This is a genomic window from Crocosphaera chwakensis CCY0110 (genome assembly GCF_000169335.1).
GTDB lineage: Bacteria > Cyanobacteriota > Cyanobacteriia > Cyanobacteriales > Microcystaceae > Crocosphaera > Crocosphaera chwakensis.
Genome location: NZ_AAXW01000026.1, coordinates 1 through 24,663 on the forward strand (window position 1 = coordinate 1; position 24,663 = coordinate 24,663).

26 protein-coding genes and 1 tRNA gene are annotated in these 24,663 nt (G+C 36.0%); 15 read left to right on the plus strand and 12 right to left on the minus strand.

What is annotated here, in order from left to right; genetic code table 11:
• The 4 genes from CY0110_RS15965 to CY0110_RS15980 all read right to left on the minus strand — a co-directional run.
• Positions 1-1,826, minus strand: a 1,826-nt coding sequence (locus CY0110_RS15965; protein WP_157464588.1) for a hybrid sensor histidine kinase/response regulator, incomplete at its 3' end; no start/stop codon positions are given.
• Between the two features lie 308 nt (positions 1,827-2,134).
• A complete protein-coding gene (locus tag CY0110_RS15970; RefSeq protein WP_008276521.1) occupies positions 2,135-3,001 on the minus strand; it encodes a bile acid:sodium symporter family protein in 867 nt (288 codons plus the stop codon).
• Positions 3,002-3,024: 23 nt separating this feature from the next.
• Complete coding sequence (locus CY0110_RS15975) at positions 3,025-3,978, minus strand: HAD family hydrolase (RefSeq protein ID WP_232285740.1); 954 nt, start codon at positions 3,976-3,978, stop codon at positions 3,025-3,027.
• A 138-nt stretch (positions 3,979-4,116) separates the two neighbouring features.
• On the minus strand, positions 4,117-5,250 hold the full coding sequence (locus CY0110_RS15980; RefSeq protein ID WP_008276523.1) for a glycosyltransferase: 1,134 nt from the start codon (positions 5,248-5,250) through the stop codon (positions 4,117-4,119).
• Between the two features lie 166 nt (positions 5,251-5,416).
• Here CY0110_RS15980 and CY0110_RS15985 point away from each other — a divergent pair, with 166 nt between their 5' ends.
• From CY0110_RS15985 to CY0110_RS16005, 5 genes are all read left to right on the plus strand, one after another.
• Entirely contained in the window at positions 5,417-5,782 is a 366-nt protein-coding gene (locus CY0110_RS15985; RefSeq protein ID WP_008276524.1) for a VOC family protein, read from the plus strand.
• Positions 5,783-5,923: 141 nt separating this feature from the next.
• Entirely contained in the window at positions 5,924-6,967 is a 1,044-nt protein-coding gene (locus CY0110_RS15990; RefSeq protein ID WP_008276525.1) for an aspartate-semialdehyde dehydrogenase, read from the plus strand.
• A gap of 55 nt (positions 6,968-7,022) precedes the next feature.
• The gene (dapA, locus tag CY0110_RS15995; RefSeq protein WP_008276526.1) at positions 7,023-7,913 is read left to right on the plus strand and encodes a 4-hydroxy-tetrahydrodipicolinate synthase; all 891 of its coding nucleotides are present in this window, start codon (positions 7,023-7,025) and stop codon (positions 7,911-7,913) included.
• 115 nt (positions 7,914-8,028) lie between these two features.
• Positions 8,029-9,798: a ribonuclease J gene (locus CY0110_RS16000; RefSeq protein ID WP_008276527.1), complete on the plus strand. Its 1,770-nt coding sequence runs from the start codon at positions 8,029-8,031 to the stop codon at positions 9,796-9,798.
• A gap of 148 nt (positions 9,799-9,946) precedes the next feature.
• Positions 9,947-10,387: a hypothetical protein gene (locus CY0110_RS16005; RefSeq protein ID WP_008276528.1), complete on the plus strand. Its 441-nt coding sequence runs from the start codon at positions 9,947-9,949 to the stop codon at positions 10,385-10,387.
• A gap of 9 nt (positions 10,388-10,396) precedes the next feature.
• On the opposite strand, the gene CY0110_RS16010 is transcribed toward CY0110_RS16005, so the two are convergent.
• The 3 genes from CY0110_RS16010 to ltrA form a co-directional block, all read right to left on the minus strand.
• Positions 10,397-10,477: transfer RNA gene (locus tag CY0110_RS16010), tRNA-Leu, on the minus strand.
• 63 nt (positions 10,478-10,540) lie between these two features.
• Positions 10,541-12,643 carry a DICT sensory domain-containing protein gene (locus tag CY0110_RS16015; RefSeq protein WP_035799657.1) on the minus strand — a complete coding sequence of 701 codons (2,103 nt, stop codon included), beginning with the start codon at positions 12,641-12,643 and terminating at the stop codon, positions 10,541-10,543.
• 24 nt (positions 12,644-12,667) lie between these two features.
• Complete coding sequence (gene ltrA / locus CY0110_RS16020; protein ID WP_008276530.1) at positions 12,668-14,578, minus strand: group II intron reverse transcriptase/maturase; 1,911 nt, start codon at positions 14,576-14,578, stop codon at positions 12,668-12,670.
• Positions 14,579-15,803: 1,225 nt separating this feature from the next.
• On the opposite strand from ltrA, the gene CY0110_RS16025 reads away from it, so the two are divergent.
• From CY0110_RS16025 to CY0110_RS16040, 4 genes are all read left to right on the plus strand, one after another.
• Positions 15,804-16,544 carry a response regulator transcription factor gene (locus CY0110_RS16025; RefSeq protein WP_008276531.1) on the plus strand — a complete coding sequence of 247 codons (741 nt, stop codon included), beginning with the start codon at positions 15,804-15,806 and terminating at the stop codon, positions 16,542-16,544.
• Between the two features lie 158 nt (positions 16,545-16,702).
• Positions 16,703-18,367 (plus strand): DNA mismatch repair endonuclease MutL, encoded by a 1,665-nt coding sequence (gene mutL / locus CY0110_RS16030; protein ID WP_008276532.1) that lies wholly within the window; start codon positions 16,703-16,705, stop codon positions 18,365-18,367.
• A gap of 222 nt (positions 18,368-18,589) precedes the next feature.
• The gene (locus tag CY0110_RS16035) at positions 18,590-18,940 is read left to right on the plus strand and encodes a hypothetical protein (RefSeq protein ID WP_008276533.1); all 351 of its coding nucleotides are present in this window, start codon (positions 18,590-18,592) and stop codon (positions 18,938-18,940) included.
• 134 nt (positions 18,941-19,074) lie between these two features.
• Positions 19,075-20,292 (plus strand): glutathione S-transferase family protein, encoded by a 1,218-nt coding sequence (locus CY0110_RS16040; protein ID WP_035799667.1) that lies wholly within the window; start codon positions 19,075-19,077, stop codon positions 20,290-20,292.
• Between the two features lie 84 nt (positions 20,293-20,376).
• Here CY0110_RS16040 and CY0110_RS16045 read toward each other — a convergent pair whose 3' ends face one another.
• Both CY0110_RS16045 and CY0110_RS31655 read right to left on the minus strand, forming a co-directional pair.
• Positions 20,377-20,577: a DUF6887 family protein gene (locus tag CY0110_RS16045; protein WP_008276535.1), complete on the minus strand. Its 201-nt coding sequence runs from the start codon at positions 20,575-20,577 to the stop codon at positions 20,377-20,379.
• Positions 20,577-20,756: a DUF6888 family protein gene (locus tag CY0110_RS31655; protein ID WP_408605577.1), complete on the minus strand. Its 180-nt coding sequence runs from the start codon at positions 20,754-20,756 to the stop codon at positions 20,577-20,579. The genes CY0110_RS16045 and CY0110_RS31655 overlap by 1 nt, the downstream gene beginning before the upstream one ends.
• 129 nt (positions 20,757-20,885) lie before the next feature.
• Between CY0110_RS31655 and CY0110_RS31660 the strand changes: the two genes are divergently transcribed.
• The 4 genes from CY0110_RS31660 to CY0110_RS16060 all read left to right on the plus strand — a co-directional run bounded on the left by CY0110_RS31660 (position 20,886) and on the right by CY0110_RS16060 (position 22,090).
• Positions 20,886-21,059 (plus strand): DUF6888 family protein, encoded by a 174-nt coding sequence (locus CY0110_RS31660; protein ID WP_408605578.1) that lies wholly within the window; start codon positions 20,886-20,888, stop codon positions 21,057-21,059.
• Positions 21,059-21,256: a DUF6887 family protein gene (locus CY0110_RS16050; RefSeq protein WP_008276538.1), complete on the plus strand. Its 198-nt coding sequence runs from the start codon at positions 21,059-21,061 to the stop codon at positions 21,254-21,256. The genes CY0110_RS31660 and CY0110_RS16050 overlap by 1 nt, the downstream gene beginning before the upstream one ends.
• A 97-nt stretch (positions 21,257-21,353) precedes the next feature.
• Entirely contained in the window at positions 21,354-21,770 is a 417-nt protein-coding gene (locus CY0110_RS16055) for an element excision factor XisH family protein (RefSeq protein WP_008276539.1), read from the plus strand.
• Entirely contained in the window at positions 21,758-22,090 is a 333-nt protein-coding gene (locus CY0110_RS16060) for a XisI protein (protein WP_008276540.1), read from the plus strand. Before CY0110_RS16055 ends, CY0110_RS16060 begins: the two co-directional genes overlap by 13 nt.
• An 84-nt stretch (positions 22,091-22,174) precedes the next feature.
• Here CY0110_RS16060 and CY0110_RS30955 read toward each other — a convergent pair whose 3' ends face one another.
• The 3 genes from CY0110_RS30955 to CY0110_RS16070 form a co-directional block, all read right to left on the minus strand.
• Entirely contained in the window at positions 22,175-22,312 is a 138-nt protein-coding gene (locus CY0110_RS30955; protein WP_008276541.1) for a hypothetical protein, read from the minus strand.
• Positions 22,313-22,688: 376 nt separating this feature from the next.
• The gene (locus tag CY0110_RS16065) at positions 22,689-22,910 is read right to left on the minus strand and encodes a hypothetical protein (RefSeq protein WP_008276543.1); all 222 of its coding nucleotides are present in this window, start codon (positions 22,908-22,910) and stop codon (positions 22,689-22,691) included.
• A complete protein-coding gene (locus CY0110_RS16070) occupies positions 22,897-23,169 on the minus strand; it encodes a BrnT family toxin (RefSeq protein WP_008276544.1) in 273 nt (90 codons plus the stop codon). Before CY0110_RS16070 ends, CY0110_RS16065 begins: the two co-directional genes overlap by 14 nt.
• 186 nt (positions 23,170-23,355) lie before the next feature.
• Between CY0110_RS16070 and CY0110_RS16075 the strand changes: the two genes are divergently transcribed.
• Together CY0110_RS16075 and CY0110_RS16080 are read left to right on the plus strand one after the other, a co-directional pair.
• Positions 23,356-23,646, plus strand: coding sequence for a P-loop NTPase family protein (locus CY0110_RS16075; RefSeq protein WP_008276545.1), 291 nt, complete (start codon positions 23,356-23,358; stop codon positions 23,644-23,646).
• Between the two features lie 43 nt (positions 23,647-23,689).
• Positions 23,690-24,661 (plus strand): hypothetical protein, encoded by a 972-nt coding sequence (locus tag CY0110_RS16080; RefSeq protein ID WP_008276546.1) that lies wholly within the window; start codon positions 23,690-23,692, stop codon positions 24,659-24,661.
• Positions 24,662-24,663: the final 2 nt, after the last annotated feature.

Consider the following 24,663-nt stretch of genomic DNA (forward strand, 5'->3'; position numbering starts at 1 on the left):
TTTGTTGATAATTTTTCAACCTTAAAGATAACTTTTCCTTGTTGTGTGAATTTAATGGCATTTCCTAACAGATTAAGTAAAACTTGTCTTAACCGTTTTTCATCAGCTTGCACAAAGTTGGGTAAGTTTCCAAGAATTTGAAAATCAAAGAAAATACCTTTTTGTTGCGCCCGAATCTGACAAATTTCAGTAATTGTCTCTAAAAAAATTAGAAAATGAAAATCATGGGGATAAATTTCCAGTTTATTAACTTCAATTTTAGAAATATCTAAAATATCATTAATTAAGGTTAAGAGATGAGTCCCACATTGATGAATAATCTGAATATCATGTTTCTGCTGGTCTGTACAATTTTCATTTCTTTCAAAAATTTGAGTATAGCCTAAAATTCCATTGAGGGGGGTGCGTAATTCATGACTGATATTTGCCAGAAATTCACTCTTGGCTTGATTCGCTGAATCTGCTACTTCTTTTGCCTTTTGTAATTCAAGAGTTCTTTTTTGAACACGATTTTCTAGCTTATCATTACTTTGTTCTAAAGCAGCAAAAGACGCAGATAATTGCTGAGCCATGTAGTTAAAAGAATGAGCTAGTTTATGCAATTCTTTAATTCCTTTTGCGTCTACTTTTTGGATTAGTTTTCCTGAAGCAATTGCCTCTGATGCTTTACTAATTTTAAGAATTGGTTTAGTAATCCATTCAGAGGTTAACACCCCAATAATAATTGCAATTCCTAAAGCAGTTATACACAGTTCTACGGTCATTTTCGTATTATGATTAATTTGTGCCATAAAATCCGCTTCTGGCACAGCAACCACAATTAACCAATCAATTCCTTTAGTATCTTGATAAGGGCAAATATTAACAAATATACGTTGTCCGTTATTCAATATTTCTAATTGGTTAATTGCTCGGATATTTTCAAAGCGATAAAACTTTTTTAATAGCTCTTGTGCGATGGTTTGCATCGTAGGATCTTTGACATTCTTAATATTAAGACGTTGAGGTTCTTTAGTCTTGGAATCAAGTACAAAAGGTTTTTCGGAACTAGAACTAGCGACCAATAATCCAGAACGTTCTATAATAAAAATACGACTAGAAGGACTAACCATCAGTTGGTTAAGAAACTCACTGATAAAATTTAAGCTTAAATCGACGGCATAAGCTCCCTGAAATGTCCCCTGTTTGTCGTAAAATGGCTGAGCAGCAGTAATGCCTAATACTTCTTTATCAAACGCAAACTGATAAATATCACTCCAAATTGCTTTTTTTTTGGCTTTAGCCTCGATAAACCAAGGTCTTGTTGTAGAGTCATAGCTTGGTTGAACTTTAATTAATTTTTGACGATTTCCTTGGTCATCTAGTAGATAAAGATCCCTTTTAGGAAAATCGTTATCTTGAGTCATTTTTGAGATTAAAGTTCCATCATTTTCACGATTAACACCGATATTTTCACCTTTCAATAAGCCAACATAAATGCTATAAATTGAGGGAAACGTATTCATCTGTTGCCAAAAATAGCGTTCTAATCCCTGCCAGTTGTTGATGTCAACAACTCCTAACTCAGTCCCCTCTACATTAATCTGATTAATTAAAGGGGGAGTTTCAAGATAGTCTTCTAAACGTTCCGTAATGCGATCGCTCACTTGAGATTGTAATTGATGAGCCAGATCATTCACTGCTTTTTGACCATTACGTAAGGAAAGATATCCTGTGACTCCCACCGCACCAACAATTTGTAAAATGAAAGGGATCAGCAAAAATAACCGCAAAGGTATTTGAGGTATCCTTTCTCGGGTTGATTGTGGTATGGAGAGCTTGCTCATTAGATATACATAAACACTTAACTTATTCTTAATCTACTATAACTATTTTAAATAAATCGTCAAAACAAATGTACATTTTTTAATTTTTAAAATAGTTACAGACTATTTAGAAGCATTATATAGTTTATAGTTATTTAATAAACAATGGTGTGATTTAGGACACTACTACTAAATTTAATCAAACTTGGCTTATGAGAAATCCTATGAATTCTTCAAATTCTCCAAAGACATGACCGTTTTTTAAGAACTGCTATATTTTACCCTATCTTCTTACAATAAAAATAGTTTCAAAGTTGTCTAAAAAAAAATCAATTTAGAGAATTTGATGGTAATTTAGCCAGTTTACCTTTACTCCAAACAGAATAAGGAAAAGCGATCATCGCCCCTAAAATAGTATAAGAAATCAAAGCAGGGATAAAGGGTTTCGCTACTCCATTCAATAACAAAATAAAAAGCACTAAACCAATGTTTCTAGCAATACTAGAAATAGCTAAAGCAGACCGTTCATGTAAATTGTGTCCTCCTAAAAAATATCCAATTACTAAGGCAGCAATAGCCGTAACTACAATAGCAATAACTGACAAAATATCCATTTTAAAAATAAAGGAAACTGCCACAGGCAATATACATAAGACCATAACAATAAATAATATATTAGCTAAAATACTAAGAGGTTTAGCAATTTTTTCTGTTAATTGAGGTTGAATTTTTTTAAATAACACACCAATCCCAATAGGTAAAAACTGCACTTGAATAACTTGTTTTGCTACTTCTATTGCCCTAACTTGAATCGGTAAATCGAAAATACTATCAAAAATAGTCAAGGTTAAGGGTGTAATAATAACGGCAAGAATAGCTAAGGTTAATTGAAGACTGGTTGAATAAGGAGTATTAACACCAGCCATTTCGGAGCGTTTTGTCGTTAAAGGTGCGCCTGGAGATGCTGCCAAAAGAGCTAATACTGTGGCTGATTCTGGTGGTAATTTTAACACCGATAATAATAATATGACGATAAGAGGTACTAGGACAATAACTGCTAATAAAGAGCGTAATAATTTATTGGGATCACGCCAGAGAAATATCAATTTTTCTTTGGAGAAATTTACGCCAATAGCTAACATTAATGTAAACAAAGTGGTTTTGACAAAAATTGCAAAAAAAGAACTACTTATCATATTTTAAAAGCAATTTATTTTGATTAAGGAGTAAAGGAGAAAACTTGTTTAAAATCTTGTTTCATACTAATAACTGACCACCGATATTGTTTCGCTAATTCTAAAGCCTTTTCTGTTCCTTTCGTATAACGATATTCTCTAATTTCATCGTCGTGATGTAATAATAATGCTAAAGAGGGTTGATGATCAATGACAGTATATTGCATCATCTCAATATCACCATCAGAATTTCCTACAGCAAGAATTGGTTTTTTGCCAATAAAACGCTCAATATTAACGGGTTTACCAGCCTTGTCATTAATAGGTTCAATTAGTTGCGGTTGACGAATAAATTGAGAATAATTAGAAACAATTTGATATTTTTTGAGAATATTAGAACCGATGACATTTTCAGGCTCGATATTATAAGCTTCTTCAGAAAATAGGCGTATAAAATCCAGTCCACCCCCTGAACAAATATAGGTTTTAAACTGATTATTTTGTAAATAAATTAGTAATTCAAGCATAGGTTGATAAATAACTTGTTTATATAATTGATTAAAACGAGGATGTTTAGCCGTATTTAGAAATTCTTTGGCTTCTTGTTCAAATTCTTTTTGACTCGTCCCTGCATGAGTCATCATTGCTATTTCTAATAATTCATTAACTGTTATGTTCGCTAAGTATTTTTGATCATTTTCTAGTACAGCTTTAAAAGGTTGCTTTTCTTTCCATTCAGGAAATTGAGGGGCTAATTCGCGAATGCGAGAAAGGGCAAAAGCAGCTTGAAAATACATCGGTTTTTCTGCCCATAAAGTCCCATCGTTATCAAAGGTAGCAATTCTTAAGAATGGGGCAACATAATTAGGATTTTCAGGATCAATAATACTTTCAACAAAATTTATAATGGTTTGTTTGTTTGTTCCTTCGTTCCAAGATGGTAAAGGATCACCAGAAAGATTTTGCGCCATAGCAACGTTTGAAAAAGTTAAAGTCAATAGTATGACAATTATTATGATTTTTGTTAGTTTGAAACAAGCTTTCATGATAAATAAAAAAAGATTTAACCTAGTTCTTTGCATATTTAGTTATAGGTTATGAAGGAGCAATCAGTTATTGCTCCGTATTTTAATTATTTAAGCTGCTAACGGTAGAGTCTTGTCTGCCAAAACAGCCTCATAATAACGTTTTAACTGATGAGTAGCTGCGGCCCATCCCCACTTTTCTGCTTCTTGTCGGGCATTTCTGCGTAACTGTTCCCGTTCCTCTGTTGCAGCAAGTAGGCGTTTTGTGGCCAGAATTGCCCCATCTGCATCTTGAGGATCGAAAAGATAGCCATTAACCCCATCCGTAACAATATCAGGAATTCCTCCAGAATTCGCTGCAACTACGGGACAACCAGCGGCCATCGCTTCTAATAATACTAAGCCTAGGGTTTCCGTTCGAGAAGGGAAAACAAACGCATCAGCAGAAGCAAAAGCAGAAGCCAATTCTAACCCCTGGAGGTAGCCGATAAAATGGGTCTGAGTCCCTGCAAAATGAGTCTCTAACGCCTCTCGATGGGGACCATCACCAACAATAGCCAAATGTGCCTCCGGAATAGCCTCTAGGATAGGTTTAATCTGATCGATTTGCTTTTCAGGCGAAACTCTGCCAACGTAGAGAAGTAAAGGCTTTTCTGGGTTCCCCCCTGATAAACGCGATCGCATTTGCCCGGAAGTTAAATGAGGTTGAAACATTTCTGTATCCACCCCTCTCTGCCATAAGTCCACTCGTTCAATGTCATGACTTTCTAACGCTTCTACCATAGCTGTTGACGTACAGAGGTTTAAACGAGCTTGGTTATGGGCTAATTTTAACAGTTCCCAGAGAACCCCCTCTAAGGAACCTAAACCATAATGTTGTAAATATTGGGGTAAATGGGTGTGATAAGAAGCCACTAAAGGAATATTCATGGTTTTTGCATAATAAATTCCCCCAACTCCTAAAACGGCAGGATTAACGACATGAATTAAATCAGGTTTAAATTTTTCTAATGCTTTACCCACTTTAGGAGTAGGAATAGCTAATTTTAATTCAGGATATAAAGGGAGAGGAATTCCTTTGACCCCATAAATTTTTGCCCCTTTATGTTCTTTTAAGCCACCATCAGGGGAAAAAACTAAAACTTGATCACCGTTGCGTTGTAAATGATCAACCGTATGCCGTAAACGGGTAACAATACCATCAATTTTAGGTAAAAAAGTTTCTGTGAATAAGGCAATTCGCATAGGTTTTTCACTTCTAAGGATAACAATCCATATAGTAGGCGATCGCGGGTCATTTGAATCAAAAAATAACTGACATAAACCTAAAACTTTAATTGCAAAATAGGTTGGTATTAAGGCGTATGTTGGTAAAATGAAAAATAGATAAATATTGTTTAGGAGGTGTGAGATGACCATTAATCTCAATCACACCATTGTACCAACCAAAAATAAACAGGCTTCAGCTGAATTTTTTGCCTATCTTTTCGGACTTGAAGTAGAACCTTCTAGGGGTCATTTTACGGTTGTTCATATTAACGATAGTTTAACTTTTGACTTTGCGGAACGGGATGTATTCGAGTCCCACCATTATGCTTTTCATGTCAGTGATGAGGAATTTGATATGATTTTTGCACGGATAAAAGAAGCTGGACTGGAATACAGTAGTGATCCCATGCACAACAATCTAGGAAAAATTAATCATCGTAAAGGAGGACGTGGTTTCTACTTCTATGACAAAGATGGCCATAACCTTGAATTGCTCACCCGCGTCTAGTTTATGTTTGTTTTAGAGAACAAAAGATTAGTCAACAAAAAGATAGGATAGAGTATTTTGGATTCAGTTAAAATTCAGAATATTAGTATCTCTGTATAATGGTAAAATAGAAGACTCTACAGATTCTGGAGGAACAGTCGATTGTCAAAGTCAGTCAATGTCGCTATCCTAGGAGCAACAGGAGCCGTCGGCACTGAGTTGCTAGAACTTTTAGAAAGCAGAAACTTTCCCCTCAATAACCTCAAGCTCTTAGCTTCTCCTCGGTCAGCAGGAACCACGCTTAAATTTAAAGGAGAAACCATTAAAGTTGAGGCAGTAGAGGCAAAGGCTTTCGATGACGTTGACCTGGTTTTGGCTTCTGCTGGTGGTTCTACCTCTAAAGCTTGGGCGCAAACCATTGTGGACTCAGGAGCGGTAATGGTAGACAACTCCAGTGCCTTCCGCATGAACTCAGACGTTCCTCTTATTGTTCCAGAAATTAACCCGGAGGCGGCCGCCCACCATCAAGGCATTATCGCTAATCCTAACTGTACTACCATTCTTATGGCAGTTGCCATTTACCCTTTACACCAGGTTCAACCGATTGAACGCATTGTGGTTGCAACATATCAGTCGGCTAGTGGTGCAGGTGCTAGGGCAATGGAAGAGGTGAAAATTCAATCTCAAGCTATTCTCAAGGGAGAAGAGCCAAAACCAGAAGTTTTACCTTATCCCCTTGCTTTTAATCTCTTTCCCCATAACTCCCCCTTAACAGATGAGGGATATTGTGAAGAAGAGATGAAAATGGTTAATGAAACCCGTAAAATATTTAATACACCCCATTTAAAAATTACCGCAACTTGTGTTAGAGTGCCAGTGCTACGGGCCCATTCAGAAGCCATTAATCTGGAATTTAAAAATCCTTTTTCTGTGGCTGAGGCCAGGGAAATTATCGCTAAATCTCCAGGGGTTGAATTACTCGAAGATTGGCAGAAGAACTATTTTCCTATGCCTATGGATGCTTCCGGCAAAGATGATGTTTTAGTGGGTAGAATTCGTCAAGATATTTCCCATACCAATGGTTTAGAATTATGGGTTTGTGGAGATCAAATTCGCAAAGGGGCAGCCTTGAACGCCGTACAAATTGCTGAATTATTAATGGAGAAAAGTTGGTTAAATACAGCTAAATCATCCCTAAAAGTATAAGGATAATTTTTAGCTATAATTAGGTGCTAAAAAACTGTAACGGATAAGCAAGTTAATGAGTGAGAAAAGTTTTGGTAAGGTGATTACCGCAATGGTAACGCCATTTGATCAAGAGGGAAATATTAACTATGAAATGGCCGAAAAATTAGCCATTCATTTAGTTAATAATGGTAGCGACAGCTTATTACTTTGTGGTACCACAGGAGAATCTCCTACCCTGAGTTGGTCAGAAAAATCCCAGTTATTTCAAGTGGTTAAAAAAGCGGTAGGAGCGAAGACTAAGGTATTAGCAGGAACAGGGGCAAATTCTACTCAACACGCCATCGAAATGACCCAAAAAGTTGTTAAAATGGGGTTAGATGGTTCATTACAAGTGGTTCCTTATTACAATAAACCACCTCAAGAAGGACTATATGAACATTTTAAAAAAATTGCTGAAAGTGTAGGCAACTTTCCGATAATATTGTATAATATACCTGGGCGCACCGGACAAAATATGTCCCCAGAAACCATTGCCAAACTAGCAGAAATTAATAACATTATTGCTATAAAAGAAGCCAGTGGGAATTTAGAACAAGCCTGTAAAATTAGGAGGATGACTGATCCTTCATTTTTAGTTTATGCAGGAGATGACTTTTTAACTTTGCCTTTGTTAACCGTGGGAGGAATAGGTGTTATTAGCGTAGCCAGTCATTTAGTTGGCACACAAATGCAACAAATGATCACAGCATTTAATAATAATCAAGGTATTAAAGCAAGTGAAATTAATGTGAAACTTTTTCCCTTATTTAAAGTCTTATTTTGTACCACTAATCCAATCCCTATCAAAGCAGCATTAAACTTACAAGGATGGCAAGTAGGAAGCGTAAGACTTCCCCTCGTAGAATTATCCGAAACCTTAAAAGAAGAGGTTAAAGTCGTCTTAGAAAACTTATCTTTAATTTAAAAGTAATCAATAAATAAATTTATACCTTAGTGCAGTAATTTTAACTGTCGATAGCGTCTTATTAAAGTTTACAAAACGAAATGATTAACTCATAACTTAAATAATAAGGAGGAAAATGAGTCAAACTAAAAAGCAAACCAATCTAAAAATTATTCCCTTAGGGGGACTTCATGAAATCGGAAAAAATACCTGTGTCTTAGAGTACAATGACGAAATTATTCTCATTGATGCAGGTATTGCCTTCCCCACAGAAGAAATGCACGGGGTAAATATTGTTTTACCCGATATGACCTATTTACGGGAAAATCGCCATAAGATTAAAGGAATGATTGCCACTCATGGTCATGAAGACCATATCGGGGGAATTCCCTACCATTTAAAGCAATTTGATATTCCTAAAATTTATGGTCCTAAGTTAGCCATATCCTTACTCAGAGATAAATTAGACGAGGCCGGAGTTAGTAATCGCACCAAACTACAAACCGTCAGTCCTAGAGAAATGGTGAGGATTAGTCCCTCATTTTTGGTAGAATTTATCCGTAACACCCATTCTATCGCTGATAGCTTTACCTTAGCCATTCATACACCTTTAGGGGTGGTTATTCATACAGGAGATTTCAAAGTTGATCATACTCCCGTGGATGGAGAATTTTTCGACTTTCAAAAACTCGCTGAACACGGAGAAAAAGGCGTTCTTTGCTTATTGAGTGATTCCACTAATGCAGAAGTTCCTGGAAGTACCCCCTCAGAAAGTTCAGTTTATCCCAACTTAGATCGCATTATTAGCCAAGCCGAAGCCAGGTTAATGATAACCACCTTTGCCTCTTCGGTGCATCGAGTCAATATTATCTTACAACTAGCGCAAAAACATAAGCGCAAAGTAGCTGTGGTGGGGCGTTCGATGTTAAATGTCATTGCTCATGCCAGGGAATTAGGTTATCTTAAATGTCCTGATGATCTCTTTGTTTCCCTCAAAGCAGCCAATAACTTACCCGATGAGCAAGTTCTAATTTTAACCACAGGGTCACAAGGAGAAACCTTAGCAGCCTTAACCCGTATTTCGAGGGGTTCTCACCGTCATATTAAAGTGCGTCCAGGAGATACCATTGTCTTTTCTGCCAATCCCATTCCAGGAAACACAATTGCTGTGGTTAATACAATTGATCGCCTAATGATGCAAGGGGCAAAAGTCATCTATGGCCGTCATCATGGTATTCATGTGTCGGGTCATGGTTGTCAAGAAGATCATAAATTGATGTTAGCATTAACCCGTCCTAAGTTCTTTGTTCCTGTTCATGGAGAACACAGAATGCTGGTTAAACACGCTGAAACCGCTTATAAGATGGGAGTTCCTGCAGAAAATATCGTTATTATTAACAACGGTGATATTGTTGAAGTTTCTGACGACAGTATCGGTGTTGCAGGAAAAGTTCCTTCCGGCATCGAATTAGTCGATCAAGCAGGAGTCGTTCATGAACACGTCATGGAAGATCGTCAACAACTCGCCCAAGATGGAGTGGTGACAGTGGCCGCGGCCATTAATTGGGAAGGCAAGTTATTGACTCCCCCTGAAGTAGACTTACGGGGTGTGGTCAGTAAAGTCGAATATTCTTTAATCAAACAATTGATTATTCGGGCGATCGAGAATGTACTAGAAAATCGTTGGGACGAGTTTGCCTCTAGCAATGGTAAAACAGAGGTGGATTGGGATTACTTACAAGAAGAACTTGAAAATACCCTACAAAGGTTAGTTAAACGAGAATTACGGAGTTATCCTCTAGTTATCTTCTTGTTACAAGCCCCAGAACAACCTTCTAAATCAGAACAAACTTCAAACCGCAAAGTTTATCGTCGTCGTCGTCCTACGGCTTCAACAGCGTCTTAAGTTAATACTTTGTCAATAGTTTCCTGGGGATCAACAACCGTTGATCCCTACTTTTATAGACAGTCAATACAACTGGCTATAGAAAACTTACTGATTAAAATTAGTTGATAAAATAGACAATAAATCATGACTTTGAATCCATAATTCTATGAAATCATTATCACTTATTTTGTTATTAACGTTAGGGGTTTTTAATGTTACTGTAACTGAAGCACAAGATCCCCCTGCCGAAACTTATCAACCCGGTTATTGGCAACCGATAGCAAGGTTTGATACGAAACGAATTGTAGAAGTTAATATTATCAATGAAACCGATATTCCTATTGAATTTGATTTAACTGATATAGAAGCCATGAACCCCCAAGCTTTACAACCTAAAGAAACAGGGAATTTAAAAGGTTTTGGCAGTTCAGCTAATATTGTTATTTATCCGTTGGTTAATGATACAACGGATTTTAATCTACGATACAAAGTAGAAGTGGATGAAAACAATAATATTGTTAATGTATCGGTTACTAAAGATAAGCCTAGTTTTTTAGGACATCGTTCTATTAATTTACAAAGAACTGGTGCAATTTATCTTTATTAAGTTTAAAAGTGCGGACGGAGAGACTCGAACTCTCACGCCTAAGACACTAGAACCTAAATCTAGCGCGTCTACCAATTCCGCCACGTCCGCATTTTATTGTCCGATTTATAATCGTAACATATTTTTGTCATAAATTAAGAAGATTTTTCCAATCTATTCACGCTTGCCTCTTGCCTGTTGCCTTTTGCCTTGAACGCTTTTCCCTCTTGCCTTTTGCCGTGATTGACGGGAACGGGTAATAGTTTTAGAAGAGGATTGATTGGGCATTTGATCGATATAAATAGGCACGGTAAAGTGAAATTTGCTACCGTGATCTTTCCCTTGGGACTCAGCCCAAATTTTTCCACCCCAACCCTGAACAATTTGACGGCAGATAGCTAACCCTAAACCAGTTCCCCCTGTACTGCGCCGTAATGCCCCTTCTTCTTGGTAAAAACGATCAAAGACGGTTTCTAAGCGTTTTGGTTCGATACCTCGCCCCGTATCGGCTACAGTGACCTCTAAATGATGGGGACTACTGCAACTAACCTCAATGGTAATTTTGCCCTCTTCGCTGGTAAATTTGCAAGCGTTGTCTAATAATTTGGCTAAGACTTCGACTAACCATTCTCCGTCTGCTTTAATTAGGGGTAATTCTTCCATAACCAAATTTTCAATGGTAGGGAGTTTTGTTTCCTTATGACGGGCCCTAACGTTGCTTAAGGATAATTCAACACATTCGTGTAAATCTAACGCTTCAATATTCCACTCTACCCGTCCACTTTCTAACTGAGATAAGGTCAAGAAATCTTGTACCAGTTTTCGCATTCGTTCAGCATCTTGTAATGCCGTATTTAGCATGACTTGACGCAATTCAGGAGACATATCTGGTTCTGTAGCCAAACTTTCTAAACACACTTGAATGGTGGATAACGGGGTGCGTAATTCATGGCCTGTGATGGCAACTAAATTAGAACGAGTGCGATCGAGGGCTTCTAATTGTTCATTAAGATCCTGAAGATTAGCATAAGCTTCTGCTTGGATGAGTGCTACCCCAATTTGTGTGGCGATCGCATTAACTAAAGCAACATCTTCTTCTTTCCAGGTAATGGGTTTAGGGCCACAATGATGTAACTCCAGCATTCCTAACAGTCGACCACTGTAAAAAATTGGTACTAGCATCCAGGATAAAATCGAACAACTACTGACTAATGTTTTTAAGGATTGTTGTGATGAGGTTGTTCCTGTTTTTCCATTAGCCAAGCGAGGATCGTTAATTGCATCATCAATGGTTAAAGGATCTCTTAACTCAACCACTTCTTGAAATAAAGGGTTATGTTGTAGAGGCCAGGTTTGTCCTTTAATTGAGGGAATGCCTTGATTAAGAAATTCGTGTTCAATGGTGGCAGTTGTGTCGGTTTCTTTGCAACGATAAACTAAACAACGACAAACCCCTAACCCTTCTCCTAATTTTTGTACTGCAATTTGTAGAATTTCATCTGGGTCTAGGGATAAACGAATAGCTGTGGTAACAGAGTTAATTAATCTTTCTTTATGTTCTTTTGTCGATAGAGTCCGATTCGCTTTAATCAGTTTATATTGCCCTGCTTGTAAATAGGTGACTAATCGCTGTACAAAGGGATCGGGCTTGTTTTTGGTCACATCCCACGTCGTATTATCTATATCTTTTGTTTGAGGGGGTTCGTCTCTTAAAATATAAGATGGTATATATTGATCGCGGGCTTGTTGGGCTTTTTCTTCTAATTCTGGGCGATAATTAACAATTGTCTTTAAAAGAATATTGGCCGCCTGTTGAGTAACTTGGCGATCAAAAGTCCAAATCCCTTCAAAACGACGGTTATTATCCATATCCGCCGTCATTTCTTGACTGGTAAAATTATTTTTTTCTTGACAAATTAAACAACTGGCGTAATTTTTCCCTAAAACGATTAAATGCCATTCTTTAGTTAAGGGGTCGTCAGCATCAAAAGCGACGGTTTCATAGTCTTGGGAACGGTGTTTAAAGTCGGTTTCTGGGGCAGCCAACACATAGACTTGATTACTTTTTTGAGCAATACGTCGATATCGTTGAGCTTCTTGACGGTAAAATCGTTCTCGTTGAAAACTCGCGATTACTAATGGTTGTTCTGATCCTGCTAAGACCTGATCTTCCATAGCATGAGACAGGGCCGTTAAGGAAGCCTTAAAATACATTTGAGGCCTCCATTGAGGAAAAATTCGCAATAGTTGTGTTAAAACCGATTTTGATCTGCTCATCAATGATTGTGTCCGAGGGTTAAACTAAGCCAGGCTGTCACCAGCCCGACTCGTCTTCAGAACCGGACGTGAAAGTTTCCCTTCATCCGGCTCCTCTGTAAATAGGCTCCTGTTACGAGTACCATTGACCAATGTGGGTAAGTCGTCTTTCCACTCCCATTTGATAATTTCAAAATGAAAGTTGATTTCTTTTAGGGTTTTACTCCATACTTTTTGACTTTTGTAGGACTTGATGTCTATTAAATCCTTCCTGGTTTTAATGTCATGGCAGTGTATGTGTAATGCTTGGAGATTATCTCTTTGGTTATTACCACCTGCTTTTGTAGGTGTTATATGGTCGGTTTCGATTTTATCTCCAGGCATGAAGGTTAATCCGCAATGATTACACTTACCTTTCTGCTTTTTGAGCAGTATGGCAACTGATGTTTTCATTTCAGGATGTTTACCCATTCTAGATGCCCAATAGTTAGTATTTCCATCGTATGGGCTAGATTTACCTTTTACTTTGGTATGTCTAACTATTTCTGTTTGGCTATGTTTTTGAAGGGTATATTCTTTATTTTTGAATGTACATCCGAAACTCCAGTTGTCTGTTCCTTTGGTGTGCCAGTATTTTCTTACCACCCAATGTTTGGATTTGTTAGTATGTCTTCGCAACGCCCATCTATAGAGTTTTAACCACATTAAATGGTCTAATCTTGAAAAGGTTTCTTTACTACATACTGTCCTATAGTAGTTTGCCCATCCTCTAATAATTGGTGATAGTTTTGTTATCAACACATTTTGGGATGATGCTTTATGTTTATCTACTATTTGAGCTAGTTTTTTGTAGTATTCATTTATCTTTTCTTTACTCGGTTTGATGATTGTTTTGAATCCTAACTTTATTCCATTGCTATTTTTGCCTGATTGGTTTTTTCCTACTTTGAATTGTCTGATGTTGAATCCTAAGAAATTAAACCCTGGTTTATTCCCTTTGTGTTCTTCTAGGGTGTTTATTATTTTGGTTTTTTCTTGATTTAATTCCAGACCTATCGGTTTTAACCAATCTTGGATTATTTCCTGACAGGAGTTAATTACGTTCAGGTTTTCGTGGATTATTAAGAAATCGTCTGCGTATCTAATTAAGGAGATGGCTTTAATGTTATCCAAACGTCTCCCTTTTAGTGTAACAGCGTATTCGTTAATCCTTTCTTCCATTCCGTGTAGAGCTATGTTGGCTAGTAACGGTGAGCAGATGCCACCTTGAGGAGTACCTTCTTCTGGAAATATTGTGTTTCCTTGGTCGAGAATCCCTGCTTTTAGCCATGCTCTTATTTGTTTCCTTAATGTCGGGAAAGTGTTGATTTTTTCAAGGAGTTTTGAGTGGTTAATGCGGTCAAAACATTTACTTATGTCTGCATCCAGTACAAATTTTGATTTTTGTCTGATTTGAGTAAAGATTGCCTCAATTGCGTCTTGACAGCATCTTCCTGGTCTGAATCCATAAGAATTTTCTTCAAACCTTGCTTCCCATTCGGGTTCTAATGCTGATTTGACTAAGGCTTGTTTAACTCTATCGTGCATGACTGGTATTCCCAAGGGTCTTTGTTTACCGTTGGCTTTGGGTATCCATACCCTGCGAACAGGTTTGGCTTTTTTCCCTAACTTTAGGTTTTGGGTTAGTTCTAACCTTTGCTTTGGTGTCAATGATTTGACCCCATCGATTCCGGCTGTTTTTTTACCCTTATTTTCTTGGGTTACTTTTCTGACCGCTAGTAACTTGGCGAAATAGGAGTTTAGGAGTGTTTTTTGGAGTTTTCTAACCTTCTTAACATCGCCACTGACACTGGCTTGATAGATTCGCTTCTGAAGCTTAAACACAGCTTTTTCGACTTTACGCCAATTAATCTGGTTGCATTCCACTGTATTTGGTTTCAAATCAGTCTTAGACATATTAGCCTCTACTAACTCAGCTATCTTCCTATATACAGTCAGTACGTCAGCTTATCCTCGGCATTACCCTTCTTTACTTTTGTTTCAGTAAAGCTATCCTCGTCATTTCGAGTTAAGGCATTTGCTTTTTACTGAATCCTACTCCCCCTATAACCTCCAAATTGGAGATTTTACATCTTGGTTGACTACTCAGAGATTCGACCATTTCTGAGAGTTATAGAGGGGTTTCCTCGTTCCGAATATCCGTTGATATGAACCTTTAGGATGTGTCTCTCACCGAGAGTAGATTAGTGTTGTGTTACTTGTAGGATAACCAAGTAATAATCATTTTCTCTGTTGACGTTTTGTCTGTAGCCTATAAGTCTGTTTGGCTACTTTTTTGTAACGGTGATTTTTGACTTTTACCTCTATACCGAGTGCTATTGGTGTTGTATTTCCTACGCCATTTATAGGAAATAATATTTTGCACTTTTACCTTTTTGGTTATAGCTTGTCAGTCTTTTTTAGCTATTTAACGATGACGGTACTTTTGTGGTACTTCGAGCTAAAGCTCTATCCATAGACTCTTGCTAGAGGTTTAACCAATTTAGACTATCAGTTAAGTCCCCGTTTAACCCTGCTTTACGGATTGATGACCAATCGCTACCGTAAGGGTTATGCTTTCGCTCCCAACACCGAGAGGGTAGGGCTTGAGATTTTAGGGTTTTGTTATTATTTACCACCTATTTCTTTGCGGTTTTTGACCGTTCAATAGGCATTCTCACCTACACGGATATTCAGTTATCTTGGTTCTAATAAATCAGTTCCAAGCTAGTCCCACCAAGAGTTTTATCCCTTGTTTTGGACTAAACGAGTCGCACTATCCTAGCAAAATCGAGGTTCTCTTGTCATTCTATCTCAAATGGAGCAAGAGCATTTCCCAAACAGTAAAGGTTATAGGACGGGTCTGTTGCAATAATCAATAATCATAATGACTTTATTTTCTTGAATTTAGTAGGGATTTCGTTGGCTGTTTCATCAAAGTAGCAGAAAAAATTAACCGTCATTTTATCTCACATATTTCTTAACAATTCTTAACTTATTGAGGTTAGTTACCTAGTTTTATCTGGAAAATTTAACAATTCGACAACGATTTAAGAAATCATGCTTATAATCGGTACAGGATTCATTATGATCTGAACATAGTTCTTAGTTAACGTTTACATTTAGTTATCATTTTGTTGCAATGCCTCGAATACTCGTAATTGAAGACGATGATGCCATTAGAGACCTTATCGCCACCAACCTAGAGATGGCGGGTTATGACATCAAACAAGCACCAGACGGTATAAAAGGACAAGCCCTAGCTGTTCAATTACAGCCTGATTTAATCATGCTGGATTTAATGTTGCCCAAGGTGGATGGATTTACCGTTTGTCAAAGACTGCGACGGGACGACAGAACCGCCGATATTCCCGTATTGATGTTGTCAGCTTTAGGCCAAACCCAAGACAAAGTCGAAGGGTTTAACGCCGGGGCCGATGATTATCTCACCAAACCCTTTGAGTTAGCAGAAATGCTGGCTAGGGTAAGGGCTTTATTAAGACGAACCGATCGCATCCCTCAAGCAGCCAAACATTCAGAAATCTTGAATTATGGTCCGTTGACTTTAATTCCTGAACGATTTGAAGCAATATGGTTTGAGGATACCGTCAAGTTAACTCACCTCGAATTTGAGTTACTGCACTGTTTACTTCAGCGTCATGGTCAAACCGTGTCCCCTAGCGAAATTCTCAAGGAAGTATGGGGTTATGATCCCGATGACGATATTGAGACTATTCGTGTTCATATTCGTCATTTACGGACAAAATTAGAACCAGACCCTAGACATCCTTGCTACATCAAAACCGTTTACGGGGCTGGTTACTGTTTAGAGTTACCGAGTTCTGAACAGTTACCTTTGTCTACTGATGCTGCAGTGGTGTAAATGGTTCCGAAATGTAGGGATTTATTGGTGACAAAATCCCTGAATTATGTGGAAGTGGGGGGGACATCTTAAACATCGGTTCCCTAAAAACAACTGAACGATGGATTAAGATGGTAGATTCAAGGATCAAACCATTAAAGGAATCATAGTTTCCATTTATGTCACCCCCCATTCGACTTCTTTCTTCTGAGATTGTTAATTTAATCGCAGCAGGAGAAGTAATTGACTCATTAGCTGCGGTTGTTCGCGAATTGGTTGAAAATGCCATTGATGCAAAAGCTACTCGCTTAACTATTTCAATCTTTCCTGAACTATGGCAGGTAGAGGTAGCTGATAATGGGAGGGGAATATCTTTAGAAAATTTACGCCACTGTGCTAAAGCTCATCATACTAGCAAAATTTGTGACCTGGATGATCTTTGGAAAATTACCAGTTTGGGGTTTAGAGGAGAAGCTTTATTTAGTATTACTCAAGTCGGACAGTTAACCATCAAAAGTCGAGACGCTACGGACTATCAAGTGGGATGGTGTGTTGATTATAATCAGCAAGGGGAAGTTATCAAAGAAGAAACCTCACCAATGGCACCAGGAACCATTGTGACAGCTTCTGACCTATTTGGGTCTATTCCTGTACGTCGTCAAGGTTTACCCACCTTAAAGCAGCAATTAAAGGCGATACAGGGCATAATTGACAATATGTCCCTATGTCATCCCCAGATTACTTGGCAAGTTCACCATAATCATAAATCTTGGTTGACTATCAGTCCTGGGAAAACACCACAGCAGATTTTACCTCAGTTACTGAAGTCGGTTCATTTTCATGATTTACAATTTCTGTCTGAGACAATTGTTACTCCTTCCCAAGAAGAAGCTAAACTAGAAATGGTTTTAGGGTTGCCTGATCGAACTTCACGGGGCCGTTTAGATTGGTTAAAAATAGCAGTTAATGGCCGTGTCGTGCGATCGCCTCAGTTAGAACAAACAGTATTAGCAGCGTTAAGTCGAACCTTACCGAAAGGGCGTTTTCCCGTTGGTTTTCTCCATTTCAAGATACCACCATCAGAAATTGATTGGAATCGTCATCCGGCTAAAACAGAAATTTATTTACAATCTTTGCAATTTTGGCAAGATAAAGTTACAGAAATTATTGAAAAAGTTTTAAAATTATCGCCTTTAACTATCACCACAGCCGGACAAAATCAGCGCGTTAAAAAGTTACTTAAAGCTTCAGAAAATAGAGGAATTTATAATATTGCTTCTTCTGATTCAAACGAATTAGAATTCATGAAATTAAGAGCAGTGGGACAGGTTAATAAAACCTATATTGTTGCCGAACATTCCCAAGGTTTGTGGTTAGTTGAACAACATATTGCTCATGAAAGGGTATTATATGAACAGATACAAGATGAATGGCAATTAATTCCTGTAAAACAAGCCATTATTTTAACAGAATTATCTAGTAAACAAGTGGAACAATTAGAAAGAATTAGTGTAGATATTGAACCATTTGGGGACAATACTTGGGCAATTCGTAATATTCCCAAATTGTTAGAAAATAGAGAAGATTCTCCAGATGCTTTGATAGAACTAAGTTTAGGAGGAGACTTAGAAACAGCACAAGTAGCAGTAGCTTGCCGTAGTGCTATTCGTAACGGAATGGTATTAGAATTAACTCAAATGCAAGACCTTTTAGATAGTTGGAAAAAAACTCGTAATCCTCGAACTTGTCCCCACGGTAGACCGATTTATTTATCCTTAGAAGAATCTTCTTTATCTAGTTTCTTTCGTCGTCATTGGGTGATTGGAAAGAGTCATGGAATATAAGTTTTAACTATTCCTTTAATAGTATGGGTAATTTAGAAAATTGCTTAGAAGGAAAGAGAAAGGAAAATTAATCTTAACCTAGTGTAATGTTAAAAATTGTTATGCGATCGCTTATTCATTAAGACAATTAAATTAGATTTAAGGTTACACTAATACAAGAAAGTTTATACTAGATGAATAACAATAAAAATATGGAGTCATAGGAGATCAAAAGTTCTTAAAATGAAAATTATCTTTGTTTACAATGCTAATAGTGGCTTCATAAATACAGTTTTAGATATTGGACATAAAATTATTAGTCCAGAGACGTATAACTGTAATCTTTGTAATATTACTTATGGTATCTTAAAGGAAAAAGAAGAATGGAAAACATTTCGAGAATCATCAGATCATGAGTTAAAATTTTTACATAAAGATGAATTTGAGAAAAAATATAAACAAGTTAGAGAGTATCCTACTATTTTAATGAGCAATAAAAATAATGAATTCCATGAACTTATTAATAAAGAGCAATTAAACAAACTGAAAAGTGTAGAAGAATTAATAAACAAACTTCAAAATAGTATCAAATAATTTTAGTGTCACCATTAAATAGTTTGTAAGTTAGATAGCTTTCAACCTTACGGTGAAAATATAGCAATATTAGTTTCAAGAATGTTATATTATTGATAGCTACTATAAAAAAATTGACTGAATTAATTGATAAAATGACAACACTACCCTTAAGCTGGACAGAACTCGAAAACTTAACTAACTGGAAAATAGATAATATTAATGGGCCGACCAACTCCCAAGCTATTTTACGGCTTTTCGGTCATCAAGAAAGTGATGTTAGAGTTACCCTTTACCGTGATAACCATGCTTGGTGTCCCTACTGTCAAAAAGTTTGGTTATGGTTAGAAGAAAAACAAATTCCCTATCGTATCAAAAAAATTACCATGTTTTGTTACGGACAAAAAGAACGATGGTATAAAAAAATTGTACCATCTGGTATGCTTCCGGCAGTTGAATTAGATGGACGTTTAATAACCGAAAGTGATGATATTTTAATGGCCTTAGAAGCAGAATTTGGCGCATTAAACCATAGCATGAAAGATGCAAACGTTATCCCCTTACGACAGTTAGAACGGTTATTATTTCGGGCCTGGTGTACTTGGTTATGTTATCCCACTTTGTCACAAAAACAAGAACAGCAAAACCGTGAACAGTTCCTTAAAGTCGTGGGGATGGTAGAAAAAGTGTTAGGAGATAGTCCAAGTCCTTATTTTTTAGACAAGTTTGGCACAGTGGATGTTATTTTTACCCCTTACGTTGAAAGAATGAATGCTAGTTTATACTACTATAAAGGTTATTCACTGCGGGAAGAAAATGAGCGTTTTAGTCAGTGGTTTGATGCAATGGAAACCCGTTCGACTTATCGAGGAACACAAAGCGACTTTCACACCCATGTCCACGACTTACCCCCACAAATGGGTGGATGTTACAGTAATGGAGATGAGCAAACAAAAATTAATCAAGACAGGGTAGATAATGGTCCTTGGTTGGGTTTACCCGATGTAATCTATCCTGAACCCGAAACCTCCCGTCAAGAAGCATTACAACGGGTGATTAAACATCGTCATAATATTATTCGGGTTAACCCTGGAGAGGATCAGGTGTTCGATGAAGCGTTACGCTGTGCATTAACTACCCTGATGACTGGAGAAACTTGTCAACCACCGAAGGGATCAGATGTGGCGTTACGATATTTACGAGATAGAATCAATGTACCACGGGATATGTCTATCTATGCAGGAAAACGATTAAGAGAAGCATTAGAAACTACTGCAAGTTTAGTCAGCGATCGTCAAGAAATACCGATTCCAGTCAAACATCGACGAGATCAAGATCCAGCTAATTTTGTGTACATAAAAGATGCAATTTAGGGAAACATTATTGTGTCTTTTCGAGGTAAAAAATAATCATTCATTAGTTAGGTTGAGTTATGTTTCTTAACTCAACTTACAAAATCAGCGATCGCTAGTTTTTTGTCTAATTAATTGTTCAATTGTTTTGATATCTTCAGGAGATTTTGCCATACCATAAGTATCGGAAGGTGCATCAGAAGTATAACGATCTACAAAAGCGTGAAATGCGTTTTGATCGTCCGGATGTGAGATTACATAAGCTCTTAGTTCAGTTTTTGTCATTTTCTCGAAATTAGGGGTCATTATAAAAATCTCCAAAGACCATTTTTGTATATTTCTATTTGTATGTCATCACCAGCTAAGATGAAGAGGTTACCAGTCCTTTCATCTAGTCTAACAATAAAAATAGGGGTAAAAGTATTGGTTAATGATTGACACAGTATAATACACATTATGCCTTGTTCAGCCGTTGGTAAAATAATCTTACCTCACTTTTAATTATTTCTTTGACTAATTATGCTAGACAAACTACAAGATTAGTGCGATCGCTATATAATTTTAGCGATTTTACAGTAAAATATAGAGAATAATTGTAAGAAGGAGTTGAAGAAATTCCCACAGCAGAACAACAGTTAACTTGTTTTATTTTAAGTTATTGGGCGACTAAAATGTATTTACCTGTTTATCTCATTCGTATTGATGAAAGAACAAAAAATATCTTTTTTCTTTCAGGAGATGAACACGAAATTGTGATTTTTTCTAATGGTAATTGGAGGTATGTATAATGACATCAAAATTTAATAACATGAGTCGTCAAGAGTTACGCACTTATATGCTTGAAAATCGAGAGGATGAAGAAGCTTTTCAAGTCTATCTTGATAGAGTAATGGCACAACCTGGAGAAATTTATCCTGCACCAAAAACCATCGAAGATGTACATAATTTTCCGAAAGCTTTAGATAAAAATAATGACAATCAGTAAAAGATAATAAGGAGTTATGTTTTATGTTGGGTTTCGTCTCTCAACCTAACCTACACCCGTCGGCGATCGCTAAATCTATTTATATTATAAGAACAATATGCCCGCTAGAGATATTTTTCATGATGCTGTTATTCATGCACTGCAAAGGGAGGAATGGAAAATTACTCATGATCCCTATCTAATTTACTATGAATTAGGTAAGATGTATATAGATTTAGGGGCTGAAAAAATTTTAGCTGCTGAAAAAGAGAACAACAAAATAGCAGTTGAAATTAAAAGTTTTATTCAAACGGCTGCAGTTTCAGAATTTCATACTGCACTAGGTCAATTTATTAATTATCGGACTATCTTAAAAGAATCGGAACCTGATAGAACTTTATATTTAGCTATTCCTGATGATACCTACAATTCCCTTTTTCAAACACGATTTGTTCAAAAAATAATGATGGATTATCAATTAAAACTTATTATTTATCAACCAACTGAGGAGATTATTAAAAAATGGATAAGTTAGAAAAATATAGCTCTACTATACAAAAAATTTTGCAAGAGTATGCTCAATTTAGCCAAGATAAAGATATTGAAACTGAATTAGTTTTTGATACTATTAGACATCATTATCAAATTGTTAATGTAGGCTGGAAAAATGATAATTGGATTTATGGTTGTATTTTACATTTAGATATTAAGAATGATAAAGTATGGATTCAACATAATGGAACAGAAATGGAAATAGGGGAAGAATTAGTTAAACAGGGTGTTCCTAAATCAGATATTGTTATTGGTTTTCATTCTCCTTTTAAGCGACAATTTACGGAATATGCAGTTAATTGAATTATCCATATAGATGTAAAACACAACAATAAGTTATGTTGGGTTTCGTCTCTCAACCCACCCTACAAGATAGGAGGTTATATTTTATATTTTAGGAGATTTATTTTGTTGTGTTACCCTCATTAAAAATCTTAATGCTTCGTTGACTGCTTCTGTATTAGGAAACATCTCAGCAACGTCTTCCCCCAAAAAAAAGTTCCTATTAAAATTATTTAAACTCATTCAATAGCATTAAGTTCTGATTTACTGGGATTTCTTAATTGAATTTTGCTAAATACTAAACCTATTTTTTACCTCAACTTTTTTCAATAATAGGGTGAGTTTTGAATGACTCACCCTAAACCATAACTCATTTAATATCACTCGTTTTTACTTTTTCTTCCTGTTCTTTTTTGCTGTGTTTTCTCCTAGAAACTTTTGTATAAACTTTTCCAACTCTGGTAGTTGAGGCATCAAAATAACGCTCAATCACTTCCTCTCCTGCTTCAATTTTTTGCTCAAGTTCTTGATTGAAATTTTGTGCATAAAGTTTTCTCTCCTATTTGCTACTTTGACTATAAGTAATTAACCAAATATATTATCCATCACTGATCGCACTCTATCTTTTAGGAGATTGATTTTGTTGTGTCACCCTCATTAAAAATCGTAATGCTTCGTTGACTGCTTCTGAGTTAGGGAACATTTCAGCAACGTCGTCATCTAAGCGAACAGTATGTCCTGCAAAGCTTTTTCTATTGCGACCAAATTTTCTAACTTTTAAAGTGGTGAGATCATACTCTTCTCGTAAATCATCTTTGATATTAGGGTTATCCTTGTTCATAAGCTTTTCTCTCTTGTGGTGTGACTTCTCTGGCACTAATAAGGCGAATTTTATTCCCTCTTTCAGTATAAGATAAAATCAATATACGTTCTCGATTAGATTGTCCTACGATCAGATAACGTTCTTCATTTTCTGAGTGATCAGGATCGTAGAAGTCAACATATAAAGGATCATCAAAAATCGTTTTTGCTTCTTCAAAAGAAACACCATATTTTGATAAGTTTTGTTTTGCTTTGTTTTCATCCCACTCAAATTCCATAATTAACTAAAGATTGTAATTATATCCCCTAAATTATCCTAAAATAAAGATAAAAAATAGTTATGTTGGGTTTTGTCCCTCAACCAACCTACGAGATCGGCGATCGCACTATGCTAAAATAGTGAGCAATTAACTAAAAATTTAGCTATTATGTAGAAAAATATTGTAAGCAATTTATAAAAGAATATGAAAACAATAGAAGTATTTGGCGTTTCCAATGAAAAAGTCGCATCATACATAGAAAGAAAACAGGTAGATGAGAGATTTCTTGAAGGACTAAACAGAAATAAGCATATTATTGTTTTTGGTGCATCTAAACAAGGAAAAACAGCATTAACTAATAGGCATTTAGAAGAAAAACAATTTATCAGAATTAATTGTTCACCTACAACTCAAACTATTGACATTTATAAATCAATTCTTAGACAACTTAAAATAGATTTTCAAGAAGAAAGAATAGAAAAAAAAACATATTGAGTTAACAGGAAAAGCAAGCATAAAAGCAATTGTAAAAATCCCTTTGTTTGGGGAAGCAAGTGCTTCTCCAGAAGTAGAGATGAAATCTGGGCAAGAGCAAGATACTAAATATAAAAGGATTGAATATAATCTAGATTTACCACAAGATATTAGTGAAATTCTTAAATCTTTTAAGTTTCGTAAAAGAATTATAATTGAAAATTTTCATTATTTAGAAGAAGCTGTTCAAAGACGTATTGCTTTTGATTTAAGAGTTTTTGAAGATTATAATATTTTATTTATTATTTTAGGTATTTGGAGAGAAAAAAATAGATTAGCTCAATTTAATGGTGATCTTCAAGATAGAATTATTGAAATTCCGGTTGAACCTTGGACAAAAAATGATTTTATAAGTGTGATTAAGAAAGGTAGTGAAAAACTAAATATTCAATTTGATGATCAACTTATTACAAAAATTATCGAAAACTCATTCGATAGCATTGGAGTTTTTCAGGAACTTTGTAAGGAATGCTGTTTAGCTAATCAAATAACTCGAAAAGTAGACTCAATAAAACAAATTAGCGAAGATACTTTACAGCAAGCTATTTATAAAAAGCTAGAAGATTATTCGGGAAGACATATTAGAAGTTTGGAAACATTTATAGAGCAACCAGTAAGAACTTCTGATAATATTCCTCTTTTTTTAGCATATTATTTTGTTAAAATACTATGTGATTTAGAATGGAAAGACGTAGAGATTGGTTTAAAACGAACTAATCTTCATAATAAGATAAAAGAAATTCATCATAGACCAGATGATGTACGTTCTTCTGATATGAGTAACTTTTTAAACAAGTTAATACAAACACAAGTCAAAAAAAATATAATTCCTCCATTATTTGATTACGATATAAGTACACGCACTATTAAAATAATAGATTCAACACTTTATTTCTTTTTAAGAAATGCAAATAAAGAAGAAATTATTGAAGACTTTGATCTTCCAGTTGAAAATTATTTAAGAGATCAAAATTAGAG